Genomic DNA, 18,426 nt, shown 5'->3' on the forward strand with positions numbered 1-18,426 from the left:
AATGTTGCCGTGCCGCGCCTGCCAATCAGCTGTTGTTGTTGTCGATCTTGATGGTCGGGTCGGCGCCGCTGATCAACGAGTTGATCGTGGTGGTCGACCAGTTCACCCCCTCCAGCTTGATCGTTACATCGGCGTTGGCCAGCCCGCCTGCAGCATTGAGCTTGCCTTCGGTGCTGATCTGCAGTGTCGACTCGCCGCCCACGGTGGTGATTTTCAGGTAGTTGTCGATGGTAGAACCCCGCTCGCCTTGCAGCAGGTCAGTCAGGTCGAGCCGGTCACCCTCGCTCAACTTGAAGTCCTTGATCACATCGTTGCCGATGTCGCCTGCCTTCCACACGAAGATGTCTGCCCCGGCACCCCCGGTGAGGGTGTCATTGCCCTTGCCGCCGATCAGCGTGTCATTGCCGGCGCCGCCGTACAGCAGGTCGTTGCCTTCGCCACCAAGCAAGGTGTCGTTGCCGGCACCGCCAAGCAGGATGTCGTTGCCCTTGCCACCATCGAGGTAATCGTTGCCGCCCTGGCCGAAGAGGATATCGTTGCCGCCGCCGCCCATCAGGGTATCGGCGCCGTCGTTGGTGCGCGACAGGTCGAAATCGGCGTAGTGCTCGGTGATGTACTGGTGCATCACCTTGGCATCCACGGTGCTGGCGTCCACCCCCAGCTTGGTGGCGACGAAGGCCTGGATGGCCTCCACGCCGCTGCCGGGAATCGAGTCGAAGCTCACCAGGTCACCGAAGATGATGTCGTTGCCGTCGCCGCCGCTGATGGTATCGGCACCGGCAACGGTCTGGTCGGTGTGGCCGAGGATCGCATCGGTGATCTTGGTCGGGTCGATGTTGACCTGCGGTACCCCGTCACTGTCGAACGGCTTCAGGTCGCTGATGCTGATACCTGTGCCCACCCCAACCGCCTCGACCGGCGACAACGCCGAAAGCAGGGCGAAGCTGGATGTCGCGTTGGACAAGGTGTCACTGGTGGTGGTGCTGCCGGTGCCGGCCAGCTTCGACAACTCGTAGCCACCGTTGCCTTCGGCGTGGATCAGGCCGGTGGTGACCGCGCTCCACTTGTAGCTCAGGCTTGCCAGGTCGTAGCTGCGGGTTTCGGCGGTGAGCTTGCCGGTGGTATCGATCGACACCCGGTTGCTGGTGTCGAGTTGGTAGTTAGTCAGGGTGTCGCCCATCTTGTAGCTGATGTTGGTGAGCAGCGTGTCGAGCTTGACCGTGCTGTTGGCCAGGGTTGGGTTGGTTTGCTCGCCAGTCTGGTAGTAGGTCGGCTGGCCATCGGTGAGGAAGTAGGTCTGGTTGGTGCCGGTAACGCCGGCAGTCTTCAGGTTCTGGAACCAGTTGGCGGTGGTTTTGAAGGCGTCCTCGTAGTTGGTGCCGCCGTCGGCGCTCATGCCGCTCAAGGCATTGAGCAGGGTCTTGAGGCCAGCATCGTTGAGAGTGACCGCAACGGTGCTCTTGACCTGGGTGGCGAAGTCCACCAGCAGCACGTTGACCGTGCCGACCCCGGTGCCCTTGGCATCGGCCAGCAGGGTCTGGAAGGTGGTAGCCAGCGACGCCTTGGTCGCATCGATGCCCGTTGTGCTCATGCTGCCCGAGGTGTCGACGATGAAGGCGAGGTTGTAGTTGGTGCCCGCGGTCATGTGCAGGCCGGCGGTATCGCCAATGATGATGTCATCGCCGTAGGTGCCGGTTGCCGTGTCGTTGGCGGTGGTCAGCTGGGAGGTGGTGTAGGTGTCCGGGTACACCGTTACCTTCAGCGTGCCCTCGGTCGTGGCGAAGCTGCCGCCCACCGACTCGGTGGACGTCGAAGTCACCTTCACATCGAACTGGCCGCTGTAGTAGGCCGGGGTCTTGATGCTCAGGCTGCTCAGGGTCCAGCCGGTGACATCCACCGCAGTGCTGCCCACCGTGGCGGTATGCCCGGCACCGTCGCTGAGTACCGAGCCCGCCGGGATCCCGCCCAGTTTCACGCTCAAGGTTTCCGAGCCGTCGGTGTCGGTCAGGCCACTGGTGATGCCCACCAGCTTGACGCTGCCGTTCTCCGGCCCCTCGTTGAGCTTGTAGCCATCGTAGTAACCCTGAGTGCCGTTACCGTGCAGGTCGGACACCGTGACCCCGGCGTTGGTCAGGGCCGTGACGTTCTGGTACATCGGGATGGTGGTGCTGTTGAAGTCGCCGGCCAAGCCACTGCCCACGGCGATATTAACGTCGTAGCTGCCCGGGCCGGATTGGTTGGCGTGGTAGATCTCCACGGTGTAGTAGCCACTGGCGGTCGGCGTGTAGGTGCCCGACACCAGGCCCGAGTTGGCGCCCCAGGTGGCGGTCACCACGTTCTTGCCGCCGATGTTCACCAACAGGCTGTCGTCGGCGACGCCGCTGAAGGTGTAGGTCTTGCCGGCTTCCAGGTACACCAGGCCGGACGTTTTCGAGCCACTTTGCGCCGCTACGCTGGAGTCGGATTGCACGTTGGTGATGGTCGTGGACGTGGTGGCGGTGCCGGAATTGGTGAACACCGTCTTCAGTGCGTCGCCGGTGATGCCGTTGCCGTTGGTGCCCAGGCCGGTGAGGGTGGTCCAGGTTTCCTTGGTCAGGCCCAGCGAGTTGACGCTGTTGCTGCCGATCGACAGGGTTGGCGCGTCGGCCACCGGCGTGATGTCGACCTTCAGCGTGGCTTCGCTGCCCGGCGTGATGCCATCGGTGGGCTTGAACTTGATCTGCGCGTAATCGGCCTGCTTGTTGCCAACACCCGTGCCGCCGTAGGCATCGACCCCGGACTGGTTGGCCAGCGGCACGAACTTGAGCTTGCCGGCGGCGATGTCGGCCTGGCTCACGGTCTGGTTGAGGGTCACGTTCACCCACGTGGTGCCGTTGTTGTACTGCAAGGTGCCCAAGGTCGGCAGCTGGGTGATGGTGACGCCAAGGCTTGAAGTGGGGCTGTCGACGTCGGTGACGTTGAAGTTGCTCCAGTTCAGTACCAGCGCGGTGTCCTCGACCCCGGTAACGGCGCCGCCGGCCGAAACCGGCGCATCGTTGACCGCCACCACGTTGACCGTGGTGGTCGCGGTGTTGGACACGTTGACCCCATCGGTGACCGTGACCGTGATGATCCGCGGCGTGGTGCTTGGGTCTTCGCTGGTGTTGACGAAGGTGATGTTCTTGATCGCCTGCATGTAGTCGGCCAGCGAGGCTGAACCTGTCAGGGTCAGCACCACCTTGCCCGCCACCACGCTGGAGGTGATGGTGATACCCGCAACGCTGTTGCCCAGGTTCAGCGCATCACCTGCCTGCGGGTTGGTCAGGGTGACCGTGGCGCCGGCCATCTGCGTGCTGTCGAAGTCGGTGATGGAAATGTCCACGTCACTGATCGAGTTGCCCGCGCCGTTCTCGGTGAACGTGGTCTGGAAGTCGGCGCCGGTCTTGCCGCTGGAGTCATTGGCGTCCAGGTCCAGCACCGGTGCAGGTTCGAACAGCTGGGTGGTGATGCTGCCCGCGGTATTGCTGACCACCAGCCCCTCGAAGTTGCCGCCGGTGGCGGAGTCGATCTTGATGGTGAAGGTTTCGGTGCCTTCGGTGATGTTGTCCTTGATGGTCGGGATACTGAAGGTGGCCGTCGAGCTGTTGGCCTTGATGGTCACGGTCGCGACGCCGGTGTAGTCCACGCCATTGGTGGCCGTGCCACTGTAGCTCAGCTTCACCACCACATCGGTTTGCGGCGGGCTGCTCAAGGTCAGGGTGTAGGTGGCGGTGTTGCCTTCGGCCACGGTGGCCGTGCCGGTAATGCCAAGGGTGGTGTTGTTCAGCGTATCGGTCACGGCGGTAACCGCTGGCGCCGGGTTGATCGCCAGGTTTTCGAAGTTGCCGCCGGTGGCGCTGGTAATGGTGGTGCTGACCGTGGTCGCGTCGATGTACACGTCATCGGCTGGCGCGGCGACGGTGACGGTGCCGGACGACTGGTTGGCGCCGATGGTGATGCTCTGGCCGTTGCTCAAGGCCACGGTAACCGCCGTTTGCGCCGGGTTGGTCAGGGTGGCGGTGTAGACGATCTGGCCACCCTCGGCCACGGTGGGTGTGGCGGTCAGGGTAACGGTGGTGGTGTCCTGCACGTCGGTGACGCTGGTGCTGAGCACGGTCTTGTTCGCCACCAGGTTCTCGTAACTGCCCCCGGAGACGCTGCTGATGCTGTTGGTGACCGCGACATGGCCCTGGTAGACATCGTTGGTGACCGTGCCGGTGGCGGTGCCGCTGCTTTGGCCAACCGGGATGGTAATGGTCTGGCCGTTGGTCAGGGTCACCACCACCGGGGTGACCGTGACCGGCGCGCTGACGGTGGCGGTATAGATGATCGTGCCGCCTTCGGCCACGCTTGGCGTTGCCGAAAGGGTGACGGTGGAGGTGTCGGTTACATCGGTGACCGTGGTGCTGACGGTTGCGGTATTGGCGACCAGGTTCTCATAGCTGCCGCCGGTCACATTGGTGATGCTGTTGGTCACCGGGGCGTGGCCCAGGTACACGTCATTGGTCACGCTGCCGGTCGCGGTGCCCGAGCTTTGCCCGACCGGAATGGTGATGGTTTGCCCGTTGGCCAGGGTTACCACCACCGGGTTGACCGTGACCGGCGCGCCGACGGTGGCGGTGTAGGTAATGGTGCCGCCCTCGGCCACCGATGGGGTGGCCGTCAGGGTGACCGTAGTGGTGTCCTGCACATCGGTGACCGTGGTGCTCACAGCGGTCTTGTTGGCCACCAGGTTTTCATAGTTGCCGCCGCTGACCGCGGTGATGCTGTTGGTAACTGGCGCATGGCCCAGGTACACGTCGTTGGTCACGGTGCCCGTGGCCGTGCCTGAGGTCTGGCCAACCGCAATGGTAATGGTCTGGCCGTTGGCCAGGGACACCAGTACCGGGCTGCCTGTCACCGCCGCCGTGACCGTGGCGGTGTAGACGATAGTGCCACCCTCGGCCACCGACGGCGTGGCGGTCAGCGTCACGGTCGAGGTGTCGATGGTGTCGGTGACGTTGGTCACTGCCGCGGTGCTGTTGATCGCCAGGTTCTCGAAGTTGCCCCCGGTGGCGTTGGTGATGCGTGCGCTGACCTGGCCTGCGTCGATATACGGGTCGTCGGCTGGCGCGGCGATGGTCACGCTGCCGGTGGTCTGGTTGGCGCCGATGGTAATGGTCTGGCCGTTGCTCAGGGTAACGGTCACGGCGGTTTGCGCGGCGTTGGTCAGGGTGGCGGTGTACACGATCTGGCCACCTTCGGCCACGCTCGGTGTAGCCGACAGCGACACGGTGGTGGTGTCCTGCACGTCCGTGACGCTGGTGCTGACCTGTGCTTTGTCGGCCACCAGGTTTTCGTAGTTGCCGCCAGACACGTTGCTGATGCTGTTGGTGACCGGTGCGTGGCCTTGGTACACGTCGTTGGTCACCGCGCCAGTGGCGGTGCCGGAGCTGGCGCCGACCGGAATGGTGATGGTCTGGCCGTTGGTCAGGGTGACCACCACCGGGTTGCCAGTGACCGGCGCGCCGACGGTAGCGGTGTAGGTAATGGTGCCGCCTTCGGCCACCGATGGCGTGGCGGTCAGGGTGACCGTGGTGGTGTCCTGCACATCGGTGACCGTGGTGCTCACCGTGGCGGTATTGGCCACCAGGTTCTCGTAACTGCCACCGCTGACAGCGGTGATGCTGTTGGTGACCGGCGCGTGGCCCACGTACACGTCGTTGGTCACCGCGCCGGTGGCGGTGCCAGAGCTGGCGCCGACCGGGATGGTGATGGTCTGGCCGTTGGCCAGTGTCACCACCACCGGGCTGACCGTGACCGGCGCACCGACGGTGGCGGTATAGGTGATGGTGCCGCCCTCGGCCACCGACGGTGTGGCGGTGAGGGTGACCGTGGTGGTGTCCTGCACATCGGTCACCGTGGTGCTGACCGGCGTCTGGTTAGCCACCAGGTTCTCGTAATTGCCGCCGCTGACGGCGGTAATGTTGTTGGTGACTGGCGCGTGGCCCTGGTAGACGTCGTTGGAAACCGCCCCTGTGGCCGTACCCGACGTCTGGCCGACCGGAATGGTGATGGTCTGGCCGTTGGCTAGGGTCACCACCACCGGGCTGCCGGTGACGGCAGCGCTGACGGTGGCGGTGTAGGTGATGGTGCCGCCTTCGGCTACCGATGGGGTGGCGGTGAGCGTCACGGTCGAGGTGTCGATGGTATCGGTGACGTTGGTCACCGCTGGCGTGCTGTTGATCGCCAGGTTCTCGAAGTTGCCGCCCGTGGCATTGGTAATGCGCGTGCTGACCTGGCTGGCGTCGAGGTACGGGTTGTCGCCATGGGTGGCGAAGTTCACGCTGCCCGTGGTCTGGTTGGCAGCGATGGTGATGGTCTGGCCATTGCTCAGGGTGACTGTCACCGCGGTTTGCGCGGCGTTGGTCAACGTAGCGGTGTAGACGATCTGGCCACCTTCGGCCACCGATGGCGTAGCCGACAGCGACACCGTGGTGGTGTCCTGCACATCCGTGACGCTGGTGCTGACCTGGGTCTTGTCGGCCACCAGGTTCTCGTAGCTGCCCCCGGACACCGCGCTGATGCTGTTGGTGACGGCAGCGTGGCCTACATAGACATCGTTGGTCACGGCGCCGGTGGCGGTGCCGGAGCTTTGCCCGACCGGAATCGTGATGGTCTGGCCATTGGCCAGGGTCACCACCACCGGGTTCACCGTAACCGGTGCGCCGACCGTGGCTGTGTAAGTGATGGTGCCACCCTCGGCCACCGACGGCGTAGCCGTCAAGGTGACGGTGGTGGTGTCCTGTACATCGGTCACCGTGGTGCTGACCGCGGCCTTGTTGGCCACCAGGTTCTCGTAGTTGCCGCCAGATACGTTGCTGATGCTGTTGGTGACAGCAGGATGGCCCTGATACACGTCGTTGCTGACGGCAGCCGTGGCAGTGCCTGAGCTTTGCCCAACCGGAATGGTAATGGTCTGTCCGTTGGCCAGGGTCACGACTACGGCAGAGCCCGTTACCGGTGCGGTGACGGTCGCGGTGTAGACGATGGTGCCGCCTTCGGCCACCGATGGCGTTGCCGTTAGGCTGACGGTCGAGGTGTCGATGGTGTCGGTGACGTTGGTCACCGCTGGCGAGCTGTTGATCGCCAGGTTCTCGAAGTTGCCGCCCGTGGCGTTGGTGATGCGCGTGCTGACTTGGGCGGCGTCGAGGTACGGGTTATCGCCATGGGTGGCGAAGCTCACGCTACCTGTGGTCTGGTTGGCGGCGATGGTGATGGTTTGGCCATTGCTCAGCGTGACGGTAACCGCCGTTTGTGCGGCGTTGGTCAGCGTCGCGGTGTAGACGATCTGCCCGCCTTCGGCCACGGATGGCGTAGCCGAGAGCGAAACGGTGGTGGTGTCCTGCACGTCTGTGACGCTGGTACTCACCTGGGTTTTGTCTGCGACCAGGTTCTCGTAGTTGCCCCCGGACACGTTGCTGATGCTGTTGGTGACAGCAGCGTGGCCCTGGTAAACGTCGTTGCTTACAGCGCCAGTGGCTGTGCCAGAGCTTTGACCAACCGGAATCGTGATGGATTGGCCATTGGTCAGGGTGACCACGACCGGGCTGCCGGTCACCGGCGCACCCACGGTAGCGGTGTAGATGATGGTGCCGCCCTCGGCCACGGATGGCGTGGCTGTCAGGGTGACGGTGGTGGTATCCGTCACATCGGTGACCGTGGTGCTGACTTGAGTCTTGTCTGCGACCAGGTTTTCGTAATTGCCGCCACTGACGGCGGTGATGTTGTTGGTGACCGGTGCGTGGCCTTGGTAGACGTCATTGCTTACCGCCCCAGTGGCCGTGCCGGAGCTCTGCCCGACCGCAATGGTAATGGTCTGGCCGTTGGCCAGGCTGACCACGACCGGGCTGCCGGTGACCGGGGCACCGACGGTCGCGGTGTAGACGATGGTGCCGCCCTCGGCCACGGACGGCGTGGCGGTCAGGGTGACGGTAGTGGTGTCCTGTACATCGGTGACGCTGGTGCTGACCTGGGTTTTGTCGGCTACCAAGTTCTCGTAGTTGCCGCCGGACACATTGCTGATGCTGTTGGTGACAGCAGGATGGCCCTGATACACGTCGTTGCTGACGGCAGCCGTGGCAGTGCCTGAGCTTTGCCCAACCGGAATGGTAATGGTCTGCCCGTTGGCCAGGGTTACGACTACGGCAGAGCCCGTTACCGGCGCGGTGACGGTCGCCGTGTAGACGATGGTGCCACCTTCGGCTACCGATGGGGTTGCGGTAAGGCTGACGGTCGAGGTGTCGATGGTGTCGGTGACATTGGTCACCGCTGCCGTGCTGTTGATCGCCAGGTTCTCGAAGTTGCCGCCCGTGGCGTTGGTGATGCGCGCACTGACCTGGCCGGCATCGACGTATGGGTTATCGCCGTGGGTGGCGAAGTTCACGCTACCCGTGGTCTGGTTGGCGGCAATGGTGATGGTCTGGCCATTGCTCAAGGTGACGGTAACCGCCGTTTGTGCGGCGTTGGTCAACGTGGCGGTGTAGACGATCTGGCCACCTTCGGCCACCGATGGCGTTGCCGACAGCGATACCGTGGTGGTGTCCTGCACGTCCGTGACGCTGGTGCTGACCTGGGTTTTGTCGGCCACCAGATTTTCGTAGTTGCCGCCGGACACATTGCTGATGCTATTGGTGACAGCGGCGTGGCCTTGATAAACGTCGTTGCTTACAGCGCCAGTGGCTGTGCCAGAGCTTTGCCCGACTGGAATGGTAATGGACTGGCCATTGGTCAGGGTGACCACGACCGGGCTGCCGGTCACCGGCGCACCCACGGTAGCGGTGTAGATGATGGTGCCGCCCTCGGCCACGGATGGTGTGGCTGTCAGGGTGACGGTAGTGGTATCCGTCACATCGGTGACCGTGGTGCTGACTTGAGTCTTGTCTGCGACCAGGTTTTCGTAATTGCCGCCGGAAACGTTGCTGATGCTGTTACTGACGGCGGCGTGCCCCACATAGACGTCGTTACTCACAGCCGCCGTAGCGGTTCCGGAGCTTTGCCCAACCGGAATGGTAATGGTCTGGCCGTTGGCCAGGGTCACCACCACCGCAGAGCCGGTGACCGGCGCCGTGACGGTCGCCGTGTAGACAATAGTCCCACCTTCGGCCACTGATGGTGTTGCCGTGAGGCTGACGGTCGAGGTGTCGATGGTATCGGTGACATTGGTCACCGCTGGCGAACTGTTGATCGCCAGGTTCTCGAAATTGCCGCCCGTGGCATTGGTGATGCGCGTGCTGACCTGGGCGGCGTCGACGTACGGGTTATCGCCGTGGGTGGCGAAGTTCACGCTCCCAGTCGTCTGGTTGGCGGCAATGGTGATGGTCTGGCCATTGCTCAGCGTAACGGTTACTGCCGTTTGTGCGGCGTTGGTCAGGGTGGCGGTGTAAACGATCTGGCCGCCTTCGGCCACGCTCGGCGTAGCCGAGAGCGACACCGTGGTGGTGTCCTGCACGTCCGTGACGCTGGTGCTGACCTGGGTTTTGTCGGCCACCAGGTTCTCGTAGTTGCCGCCGGACACGTTGCTGATGCTGTTGGTGACAGCAGCGTGGCCTTGGTAAACGTCGTTGCTTACGGCGCCAGTAGCCGTGCCAGAGCTCTGGCCGACTGGAATCGTAATGGACTGGCCATTGGCCAGGGTCACCACGACCGGGCTGCCGGTCACCGGCGCACCCACGGTAGCGGTGTAGATGATGGTGCCGCCCTCGGCTACGGATGGCGTGGCCGTCAGGGTGACGGTGGTGGTGTCCGTTACATCGGTGACCGTGGTGCTCACCGTGGCCGTGTTGGCCACCAGGTTTTCGTAGTTGCCGCCGCTGACGGCGGTGATGTTGTTGGTGACCGGGGCGTGGCCTTGGTAGACGTCATTGCTTACTGCCCCCGTGGCCGTGCCTGAGCTTTGGCCAACGGGGATGGTGATCGTCTGGCCGTTGGCCAGGCTGACCACAACCGGGCTGCCGGTGACCGGTGCACCAACGGTGGCGGTGTAAATGATGGTCCCACCCTCGGCCACGGACGGTGTGGCGGTCAGGGTAACCGTGGTGGTGTCCTGGACATCGGTCACTGTGGTGCTGACAGCTGCCTTGTTCGCGACCAGATTCTCATAGTTGCCACCAGACACGTTGCTGATGCTGTTGGTGACAGCAGGATGGCCCTGATAAACGTCGTTGCTCACCGCAGCGGTGGCCGTGCCGGAACTCTGCCCAACCGGAATCGTGATGGTTTGCCCGTTGGCCAGGGTCACCACCACCGCAGAGCCGGTGACCGGTGCCGTAACCGTCGCCGTGTAGACGATCGTGCCGCCTTCGGCCACCGATGGAGTAGCTGTCAGGCTGACAGTCGAGGTGTCGACGGTATCGGTGACATTGGTCACGGCCGGCGTGCTGTTGATCGCCAGGTTCTCGAAGTTGCCACCCGTGGCATTGGTGATGCGCGCACTGACCTGGCTGGCATCAAGGTACGGGTCATCGGCTGGCGCGGCAACCGTGACGCTGCCGGTCGTCTGGTTTGCCGCAATGGTGATGCTCTGGCCATTGCTCAGGGTCACCGTCACCGCCGTTTGCGCGGCGTTGGTCAGCGTCGCGGTGTAAACGATCTGGCCGCCTTCGGCAACGCTCGGGGTCGCTGACAGCGATACCGTGGTGGTGTCCTGCACGTCCGTGACGCTGGTGCTGACTTGGGTTTTGTCGGCCACCAGGTTCTCGTAGTTGCCCCCCGACACGTTGCTGATGCTGTTGGTGACCGGTGCGTGGCCTTGGTACACATCATTGGTCGCCGCGCCAGTCGCCGTGCCGGAGCTTTGCCCAACGGCAATGGTGATGGACTGGCCATTGGTCAGGGTGACCACGACTGGGCTACCGGTAACCGGCGCGCCCACGGTGGCGGTGTAGATGATGGTGCCGCCCTCGGCCACGGATGGCGTGGCGGTCAGGGTGACGGTGGTGGTATCCGTTACATCGGTGACCGTGGTGCTGACTTGAGTCTTGTCTGCGACCAGGTTCTCGTAGTTGCCGCCCGATACGTTGCTGATGCTGTTGGTAACGGGGGCATGCCCTTGATAGACATCATTGCTCACCGCACCTGTTGCGGTGCCGGAGCTCTGCCCGACCGCAATGGTAATGGTCTGGCCGTTGGCCAGGCTGACCACGACTGGGCTGCCAGTCACCGGGGCGCCCACGGTGGCGGTGTAGATGATGGTGCCGCCCTCGGCCACCGATGGTGTGGCGGTCAGCGTCACGGTAGTGGTGTCCTGCACATCAGTAACGGTGGTGCTCACCGTTGCAGTGTTGGCGACCAAGTTTTCGTAATTGCCACCGCTGACGGCGGTGATGTTGTTGGTAACCGGGGCATGGCCCTGATACACATCGTTGCTCACAGCCCCCGTCGCGGTGCCTGAGCTCTGGCCAACCGGGATGGTGATGCTCTGACCGTTGGCCAGGGTCACAACCACCGGTGTGCCGGTGACCGGGGCGCCGACCGTCGCGGTGTAGATGATGGTGCCGCCTTCGGCCACGGACGGCGTTGCGGTCAGGGTGACGGTGGTGGTGTCTTGAACATCGGTGACGGTGGTACTGACCTGCGACTTGTCGGCTACCAGGTTCTCGTAGTTGCCGCCGGATACGTTGTTGATGCTGTTGGTCACTGGGGCGTGGCCTTGGTAGACATCATTACTTACTGCCCCGGTAGCCGTGCCGGAGCTCTGGCCAACGGGAATAGTAATGGTCTGGCCATTGGTCAGCGTGACCACGACCGGGTTGCCGGTAACTGGGGCGCCCACGGTAGCGGTGTAAACGATGGTGCCGCCTTCGGCCACGGACGGCGTGGCAGTTAGGGTGACGGTGGTGGTGTCCTGCACATCGGTGACGGTGGTGGTCACCGTACCGGTGTTGGCTACCAGGTTTTCGTAATTGCCGCCGCTGACGGCAGTGATGTTGTTGGTGACCGGGGCATGGCCTTGGTAGACGTCATTTGTTACGGCGCCCGTCGCGGTGCCGGAGCTCTGGCCGACTGGAATGGTGATGGTCTGGCCGTTGGCCAGGCTGACCACGACCGGGCTACCGGTGACCGGTGCACCAACCGTGGCGGTGTAAATGATGGTCCCGCCTTCGGCCACGCTTGGCGTAGCGGTCAGGGTGACGGTAGTGGTGTCCTGCACATCGGTGACAGAAGTGCTGACCTGGGTTTTATCGGCAACCAGATTCTCGTAGTTGCCACCGGACACGTTGTTGATGCTGTTGGTGACCGGCGCATGGCCCTGATAGACGTCATTGCTGACGACACCCGTGGCGGTGCCGGAGCTTTGGCCGACCGGAATCGTAATGGTCTGGCCATTGGTCAGTGTGACCACGACTGGATTGCCGGTAACCGGAGCGCCAACGGTGGCGGTGTAGACAATGGTTCCGCCCTCGGCCACGGACGGCGTGGCGGTCAGGGTAACCGTGGTGGTGTCCTGAACATCGGTGACGGTGGTGGTCACCGTACCGGTGTTGGCTACCAGGTTTTCGTAATTGCCGCCGCTGACGGCAGTGATGTTGTTGGTGACCGGGGCATGGCCTTGGTACACGTCATTGGTCACGGCGCCCGTCGCGGTGCCGGAGCTCTGGCCGACTGGAATGGTGATGGTCTGGCCGTTGGCCAGGCTGACCACCACCGGACTGCCGGTGACTGGGGCGCCAACCGTGGCGGTGTAGATGATGGTCCCGCCTTCGGCCACGCTTGGCGTAGCGGTCAGGGTGACCGTGGTGGTGTCTTGCACATCGGTCACGCTGGTGCTGACCTGCGACTTGTCGGCTACCAGATTCTCGTAATTGCCACCGGAGACATTGTTGATGCTGTTGGTGACCGGCGCATGGCCTTGGTAAACGTCATTGCTGACCACGCCGGTGGCGGTGCCAGAGCTCTGGCCAACGGGAATGGTAATGGTCTGGCCATTGGTCAGCGTGACCACGACCGGGTTGCCGGTGACCGGTGCGCCCACGGTGGCGGTGTAAACGATGGTCCCGCCTTCGGCAACGCTTGGCGTAGCCGTCAGGGTGACGGTGGTCGTGTCCTGAACATCAGTGACCGTAGTGCTCACTGTGGCGGTGTTGGCCACCAAGTTTTCGTAGTTACCACCGCTGACGGCGGTGATGTTGTTGGTGACCGGGGCATGGCCTTGGTACACGTCATTTGTTACGGCGCCCGTCGCGGTGCCGGAGCTCTGGCCGACTGGAATGGTGATGGTCTGGCCGTTGGCCAGGCTGACCACGACCGGGCTACCGGTGACCGGTGCACCAACCGTGGCGGTGTAAATGATGGTCCCGCCTTCGGCCACGCTTGGCGTAGCGGTCAGAGTGACGGTAGTGGTGTCCTGCACATCGGTGACAGAAGTGCTGACCTGGGTTTTATCGGCAACCAGATTCTCGTAGTTGCCACCGGACACGTTGTTGATGCTGTTGGTGACCGGAGCATGGCCTTGATACACGTCATTGCTGACGACACCGGTAGCCGTGCCGGAGCTTTGGCCAACGGCGATAGTGATGGTTTGACCATTGGTCAGGGTCACCACGACCGGATTACCGGTAACCGGCGCGCCAACGGTCGCGGTGTAGACAATGGTTCCGCCCTCGGCCACGGACGGCGTGGCGGTCAGGGTAACCGTGGTGGTGTCCTGAACATCGGTGACGGTGGTGGTCACCGTACCGGTGTTGGCCACCAAGTTTTCGTAGTTACCGCCGCTGACGGCGGTGATGTTGTTGGTAACCGGGGCATGGCCCTGGTACACGTCATTGGTCACGGCGCCAGTAGCGGTACCCGAACTCTGGCCGACTGGAATGGTGATGGTCTGGCCGTTGGCCAGGCTGACCACGACCGGGCTACCGGTGACCGGTGCACCAACTGTGGCGGTGTAAATGATGGTCCCGCCTTCGGCCACGCTTGGCGTAGCGGTCAGAGTGACGGTAGTGGTGTCCTGCACATCGGTGACAGAAGTGCTGACCTGGGTTTTATCGGCAACCAGGTTCTCGTAGTTACCACCAGACACGTTGTTGATGCTGTTGGTGACCGGCGCATGGCCCTGATAGACGTCATTGCTGACGACACCCGTGGCGGTGCCGGAGCTTTGGCCAACCGGAATCGTAATGGTCTGGCCATTGGTCAGTGTGACCACGACTGGATTGCCGGTAACCGGCGCGCCAACGGTGGCGGTGTAGACGATGGTGCCGCCTTCGGTTACGGACGGGGTGGCGGAGAGGGTCACGGTAGTAGTGTCTTGCACATCGGTAACGCTGGTGCTCACCTGGGTTTTGTCGGCCACCAGGTTCTCGTAGTTGCCGCCCGACACGTTGCTGATGCTGTTGGTGACCGGTGCGTGACCCTGGTAGACGTCATTGCTTACTGCCCCGGTAGCCGTGCCCGAGCTCTGGCCGACCGGGATGGTGATGCTCTGGCCGTTGGTCAACGTAACCACGACTGGGCTGCCAGTGACCGGAGCACCCACACTCGCCGTGTAGATGATCGTGCCACCTTCAGCCACGCTTGGCGTAGCCGTCAGCGTGACGGTGGTGGTGTCCTGCACATCCGTGACCGTAGTGCTGACCTGAGATTTGTCAGCCACCAGGTTCTCGTAGTTACCCCCCGTCACACTGCTGATGCTGTTGGTGACTGGGGCGTGACCTTGATACACGTCATTGCTGACCACGCCCGTAGCGGTTCCCGAGCTTTGGCCAACTGGAATGGTGATGGTCTGGCCATTCGTCAGGGTTACCACGACCGGGTTGCCAGTGACCGGCGCACCCACGCTTGCGGTGTAGACGATGGTGCCGCCTTCAGCCACGGATGGTGTGGCCGTCAGAGTGACGGTAGTGGTGTCTTGCACATCGGTGACGGTGGTGCTCACCGTACCGGTGTTGGCTACCAAGTTCTCATAATTGCCGCCACTGACAGCGGTGATGTTATTGGTAACCGGCGCATGGCCTTGGTACACGTCATTGGTCACCGCGCCCGTCGCAGTGCCTGAACTCTGGCCAACGGGGATAGTGATGGTCTGGCCGTTGGCCAGGCTGACCACAACCGGGCTGCCGGTGACCGGTGCACCAACGGTGGCGGTGTAAATGATGGTCCCACCCTCGGCCACGGATGGTGTGGCCGTCAGGGTGACGGTAGTGGTGTCCTGCACATCGGTAACACTGGTGCTGACCTGGGTTTTGTCTGCGACCAGGTTTTCGTAGTTGCCACCGGAGACGCTGCTAATGCTGTTGCTGACCGCCGGGTGGCCTTGGTAAACGTCATTGCTCACGGTTGCCGTAGCGGTGCCAGAGCTTTGCCCGACCGCGATGGTGATGGTTTGGCCATTGGCCAGGTTCACCACCACGGCAGAGCCTGTGACAGGGGCCGTAACGGTCGCGGTATAGACAATGGTGCCCCCCTCTGCGACGGAAGGTGTGGCTGTGAGGCTGACGGTCGACGTGTCGATGGTGTCGGTAACCTGGGTCACTGCAGGGCTGCTGCTGACCGCCAGGTTCTCGAAATTGCCCCCCGAAGCACTGGTGATGCGGGCACTGACCTGGCTGGCATCGAGGTAGGGGTCGTCGCCCGGTGCAACAACCGTGACGCTGCCTGAGGTCTGGTTGGCGGCGATGGTGATGGTCTGGCCATTGCTGAGGTTGACCGTCACGGCAGACTGGGCCGCGTTGGTCAGGGTAGCGGTATAAACGATCTGCCCGCCCTCGGCCACGCTCGGAGTCGCCGACAGCGAAACCGTGGTGGTGTCCTGCACGTCGGTGACATTGGTGCTGACCTGCGACTTGTCGGCCACCAGGTTTTCATAATTGCCACCGCTGACAGTGGTGATGTTGTTGGTGACAGCGGCATGGCCTTGATACACATCGTTGCTCGCCGCACCTGTAGTGGTTCCAGAGCTTTGACCAACGCCAATGGTGATGGTCTGGCCGTTCGCCAGGCTGACCACGACCGGGCTTCCAGTGACCGGCGCACCCACGGTGGCGGTGTAGAGGATGGTGCCACCCTCGGCCACAGACGGTGTGGCCGTCAGCGTCACGGTAGTGGTGTCCTGAACATCCGTGACCGTGGTGCTCACCGTGGCGGTGCTCGCCACCAGGTTTTCATAGCTGCCGCCGCTGACGGCGGTGATGTTATTGGTAACCGGCGCGTGGCCTTGGTAGACGTCGTTGGTAACGGCACCGGTAGCGGTGCCCGAGCTCTGGCCAACTGCAATGGTGATGGTCTGGCCATTGGCCAGGCTGACCACGACTGGGCTGCCGGTGACGGGAGCGCCCACGCTTGCCGTGTAGATGATGGTCCCGCCTTCGGCCACGCTTGGCGTGGCGGTCAGGGTGACCGTGGTGGTGTCCTGCACATCGGTCACGCTGGTGCTGACCTGGGACTTGTCGGCCACCAGGTTCTCGTAATTGCCCCCCGAGACATTGCTGATGCTGTTGGTGACCGGCGCATGGCCCTGATAAACGTCATTGCTCACGGCGCCGGTGGCCGTGCCTGAACTCTGGCCGACCGGAATGGTGATGGTCTGGCCATTGGTCAGCGTCACCACGACCGGGCTACCGGTCACTGGCGCGCCCACCGTGGCGGTGTAGACGATGGTCCCGCCCTCGGCCACGGACGGGGTGGCGGTCAGGGTGACCGTGGTGGTGTCCTGAACATCGGTGACCGTTGTGCTCACGTCAGCGGTATTGGCCACCAGCTCATCGTAATCACCCCCGCTGACGGCAGTGATGTGGTTGGTGACCGGGGCGTGGCCCTGGTAGACATCATTGCTGGCGACGCCCGTCGCCGTGCCCGAACTCTGGCCAACCGGAATGGTGATGGTCTGGCCGTTGGCCAGGCTGACCACCACCGGGCTGCCAGTCACCGGAGCATCCACGGACGCGGTGTAGATGATGGTGCCGCCTTCGGCCACGGACGGTGTGGCGGTCAGCGTGACGGTGGTGGTGTCCTGCACGTCGGTGACATTGGTGCTGACCTGGGATTTATCCGCCACCAGGTTCTCGTAGTTGCCACCCGACACAGTGCTGATGCTGTTGGTAACCGGCTCATGCTCATGGTAAGGGCTGTGGCTGACGACCCCCGTGGCGGTGCCGGCGCTTTGGCCGACGGCGATGGTGATGGTCTGGCCATTGGTCAGGGTCACCACGACCGGGCTGCCGGTGACCGGTGCGCCTACGGAGGCGGTGTAGACGATGGTGCCGCCCTCGGCCACGGATGATGTCGCGGTCAGGGTCACCGTGGTGGTGTCCTGTACATCGGTGACGGTAGTGCTCACGGTGCCGGTGTTTGCCACCAGGTTTTCGTAGCTGCCGCCGCTCACGGCGGTGATGCTGTTGGTGACCGGCGCATGGCCTTGATAGACGTCATTGCTGGCGACACCCGTGGTGGTGCCGGAACTCTGGCCTACCGCAATGGTGATGTTCTGGCCGTTGGCGAGGGCCACGAGCACCGGGCTGCCAGTGACCGGTGCGCCCACGCTGGCGGTGTAGATGATGGTTCCGCCTTCAGCCACCGATGGCGTAGCGGTGAGGGTGACGGTCGTTGTGTCCTGTACATCGGTGACACTGGTGCTGACCTGGGTTTTGTCCGCCACCAGGTTTTCGTAATTGCCGCCGGACACATTGCTGATGCTGTTGGTGACCGGTGCATGGCCTTGGTAAACATCATTGGTCACGGCGCCCGTGGCGGTGCCAGAACTTTGGCCGACTGGGATCGTTATGGTCTGGCCATTGGTCAGCGTCACCACGACGGGGTTGCCGGTGACTGGGGCGCCCACGGTAGCGGTGTAGATGATGGTGCCGCCTTCGGCCACGGACGGTGTGGCGGTCAGGGTGACGGTGGTGGTGTCCTGCACATCGGTGACGGTGGTGGTCACCGTCGCGGTGTTCGCCACCAGATTTTCGTAGTTGCCGCCGCTGACGGCGGTGATGTTGTTGGTAACCGGGGCATGGCCCTGATACACGTCATTGGTCACGGCACCTGTAGCGGTGCCCGAGCTTTGCCCGACGCCAATGGTGATGGTCTGGCCACTCGCCAGGCTGACCACAACCGGACTACCGGTCACTGGAGCGCCCACACTTGCCGTGTAGATGATGGTCCCGCCTTCGGCCACGGACGGTGTGGCGGTCAGGGTGACGGTGGTGGTGTCCTGCACATCGGTAACGTTGGTGCTGACTTGTGACTTGTCGGCCACCAGATTCTCGTAGTTCCCGCCCGATACGTTGCTGATGCTGTTGGTGACGGGCGCATGGCCTTGGTAAACGTCATTGCTGACCACGCCGGTGGCGGTGCCGGAGCTCTGACCGACTGGAATGGTGATGGTCTGGCCATTGGTCAGGGTCACGACGACCGGATTGCCGGTAACCGGGGCGC

1 protein-coding gene is annotated in these 18,426 nt (G+C 63.2%); it reads right to left on the bottom strand.

Annotated elements, in window-relative coordinates:
* Positions 1–25 precede the first annotated feature (25 nt).
* The coding region (locus F3J45_RS28810; RefSeq protein ID WP_370526503.1) for an immunoglobulin-like domain-containing protein at positions 26–18,426 on the bottom strand (18,401 nt) is incomplete at its 5' end.

This window comes from Pantoea sp. Ap-967 (assembly GCF_011752565.1).
GTDB lineage: Bacteria > Pseudomonadota > Gammaproteobacteria > Pseudomonadales > Pseudomonadaceae > Aquipseudomonas.